Genomic DNA, 3005 nt, shown 5'->3' with positions numbered 1-3005 from the left:
CATCTGTCCCCGCCCCGCTCCGCGCTGCTCCGGCCCCAGGTTACCGTCGGGCACCACGTCGTCCGGTCGGGCCGGAACGGCCGGCGCAGGCCACCAGCCGAAGGGTGACCGGCTCAGAGGGCCGCGAGGTGGGCGGTGTCGTTGACAGTGCGTACTGCCACGCCGCCGTCCGGCCACATGTCGAACACCGAGATGCCGGCCGCGTCCAGGAAGAGCCGGTGCAGGAAGCCGTCGCCGGCCGCGAGGGCGTCACGCAGCACCAGCTTGATCGGCGAGACGTGCGAGACGACCACCACCGTCTCACCGGGGTACGCGGTGAGCAGCCCGCTGATGACGCGGTGCGCGCGTTCGGCGACCTGGGTGAACGACTCGCCGCCCGGCGGCGCGATCCGCGGTGAGGCGAGCCAGGCGTCCATCTCCCCCGGCCACTGCTGGCGCACCTCGGCGAAGGTGCGCCCCTCCCACTGGCCGAAGTCGCACTCGATCAGGTCGTCGTCGGTGCGGACCGGCACGTCACCGAGCGCCCCGGCGATCGACGCCGCGGTGGCCGTACACCGGGACAACGGTGAGCTGAGCACGGCCGCGACGGACGGGGCCAGCTCGGCCACCCGGGCGCCGGTGGCCTGCGCCTGGGCGCGGCCACGCTCGGAGAGCGGCACGTCGCCGCGCCCGGAGTAACGCCCCTGCTCGGTGTACGGGGTCTCGCCGTGCCGGACCAGGATGAGCCGGGTGGCGGTGAAGGTCGGCCGTGGCTCCCAGGACGCCGGCGCGGTCGCCGGGTCGCTGCCGACGATCGGGGCGGCGGGCGTGGTCGAGGGCTGGCCGGTGGCCGTCGTCGTCGCAGGACGACCGGGGGCCGTCGTCGTCGCCGGACGACCGGGGGCCGCGGTCGCCGACGGACGACCCGCGGCGGCGTCCATGGCGGCGTTGGCGAGGGCGTCGGCGTGCCGGTTCTGCTCGCGCGGAATCCAGCTGAACCGGACCGCGGTGAACCGGCCCACGAGCGCGGCGGCCTGAGCGGCGAGGGGCCGCAGGCCGGGGTGCTTGATCTGCCACCGGCCGCACATCTGCTCGACCACCAGCTTGGAGTCCATCCGGACGTCCACCTCGGCGGCGCCCAGCTCGGCGGCGGCTGTCAACCCGGCGATCAGGCCCTGGTACTCGGCGACGTTGTTGGTGGCCGTACCGAGCGACTCGGAGCGCTCGGCGAGCACCTCGCCCGTCTCCGGGTTACGGACCACAGCGCCGTAGCCGGCGGGGCCGGGGTTGCCCCGGGATCCACCGTCGGCCTCGATGGAGACGACGCGCGGCGCCACGACCTACAGGCCCGACTCGTTGGTGCGGACCATGATCCGCCGGCAGTCCTCGCAGCGGACCACGTCGTCGGGGGCGGCCTTGCGGATGCGGGCCAGGTCTGCGCCGGACAGGTCCAGGCGGCACCCGCCGCAGCGGCCCGCGGTGAGCAGCGCGGCACCCAACCCGGTGTCCTCGCGGATCTTGTCGTAGAGGTTGACCAGCTCGCTCGGAAGATCGGCGGCGAGCGGCTGACGCGCACCCCGCTTGAACTCCTCCTCCTTGGCGATCTCGGCCAGCGCCTCGTCGCGGCGCTGCTCGGTCGCTGCCCGCTTGTCCCGGGTCTCGGCCAGCCGCTGCTCCACGCCGTCCAGTACGCCCTGCGCGGTCTCCCGCTGCTCCATCAGCTCCAGCTCGGCGTCCTCCAGGTCCCCCTGGCGGCGCTTGAGCGAGACCAGCTCGTGCTGGAGCGCCTCCAGCTCGCGGGCCGGGCCGGTGCCGGCGGCCAGCCGGTTCTCGTCCTTCTCCTTGCGGGCCCGGACCTGCTCGACGTCCTTCTCCAACCGGGCGATGTCCCGGTCCAGGTCGTCCACCGCCACCTGGGCGCGAACCCGCTCGTCCTCCATCGACGACAGCTCCCGGGCCAGCGACTCCAGCTCGGCCCGCTCGGCAAGCGTTCGCCTACGGTGGGCGAGCTGGGCGAGGTTGGTGTCGATCGCCTGGAGGTCGAGCAGGCGGCGCTGCACCTGAGGGTCAGCCTTCACGGTCGGGCTCCTTGTCGTCCACAACGGGTGCGGCGGCGTGCACGGTCCACGGGTCGGTGTCCAGGTCGGACACCAGCGTCTCGACGTCCAGCGCCTCCCGGAGGAAGGCGGCCAGGTCGTCCAGCCACGGTCGTTCGGTCGCCCAGTGGGCGGCGTCGATCAGGGCGGGACCATCGGCGGCGAGGTGCTCGCCGGCCGGGTGGTGCCGCAGGTCGGCGGTGAGGAACGCGTCCACCCCGGCGGCGGTCGCGGCGCCGAGGAAGCTGTCCCCCGACCCGCCGCTGACGGCGAGGGTACGAACCATACGCCCGGGATCCCCCGCCGCGCGAACTCCCCAGGACGTGACGGGGAGCACCGCCGCCGCGTGCCGGGTCAGCTCGGCGAGGGTCATCGGCTCGGGCAGTTCGCCGATCCGGCCGAAACCCCTGTCGTCGCCGTGGGCGGGCGAGCCGGGCGCGGGTCGTTGGAGTGGGCGCAGACCGGTGAGCCCGAAGCGGGCGGCGAGGGCGTCGGAGACGCCCGGGGAGGCCACGTCGGCGTTGGTGTGCGCGGCGTACAGCGCCGTCCCGGCCCGGATCAACCGGTGGATGATCCGCCCCTTGAATGTGGTCGCGGCGACCGACGACACCCCGCGCAGCAGCAGCGGATGATGCGAAACGATCATGTCCGCTTCGGCGGCCAGGGCCTCGTCGACCGTCTCGGGCACCACGTCGACCACGCAGAGCACCCGGCGGACCGGAGCGGCCGGCTCACCGAGCACCAGGCCCACCCGGTCCCACTCCTCCGCCCAGACCGGCGGGAAACGCCGTTCCAGCGCGGCCACCACGTCGCTGACTGTGGGGGCGGATCCGCTTGTGCTCACGGCGGGCCAGCTTACCGGCGTCGGGGCGGCCGGGCCCGAGATCGAGGAGCACGCCGAGGTGGTGGCGCGACTCGGCGGCGGGGAGC

The 3005-nt window shown here is 74.3% G+C and carries 3 protein-coding genes; all 3 read right to left on the bottom strand.

Annotation, left to right across the window (positions count from 1 at the left end; translation table 11 throughout):
• Positions 1-113 precede the first annotated feature (113 nt).
• From ABZ749_RS32810 to ABZ749_RS32800, 3 genes are read right to left on the bottom strand one after another with little or no spacing between them, the layout of a single operon-like run.
• Positions 114-1316 (bottom strand): bifunctional RNase H/acid phosphatase, encoded by a 1203-nt coding sequence (locus tag ABZ749_RS32810; protein ID WP_357234735.1) that lies wholly within the window; start codon positions 1314-1316, stop codon positions 114-116.
• A 3-nt stretch (positions 1317-1319) separates the two neighbouring features.
• Positions 1320-2057 carry a C4-type zinc ribbon domain-containing protein gene (locus tag ABZ749_RS32805; protein WP_357234732.1) on the bottom strand — a complete coding sequence of 246 codons (738 nt, stop codon included), beginning with the start codon at positions 2055-2057 and terminating at the stop codon, positions 1320-1322.
• Positions 2047-2919 carry a Nif3-like dinuclear metal center hexameric protein gene (locus tag ABZ749_RS32800; RefSeq protein WP_357194624.1) on the bottom strand — a complete coding sequence of 291 codons (873 nt, stop codon included), beginning with the start codon at positions 2917-2919 and terminating at the stop codon, positions 2047-2049. The genes ABZ749_RS32805 and ABZ749_RS32800 overlap by 11 nt, the downstream gene beginning before the upstream one ends.
• Between the last annotated feature and the right edge of the window lie 86 nt (positions 2920-3005).

Origin of the sequence: Micromonospora sp. NPDC047753, from assembly GCF_040642735.1 — a bacterium.
Taxonomy (GTDB): Bacteria; Actinomycetota; Actinomycetes; order Mycobacteriales; family Micromonosporaceae; genus Micromonospora.
This window is presented reverse-complemented; position numbering and strand designations above follow the sequence as displayed.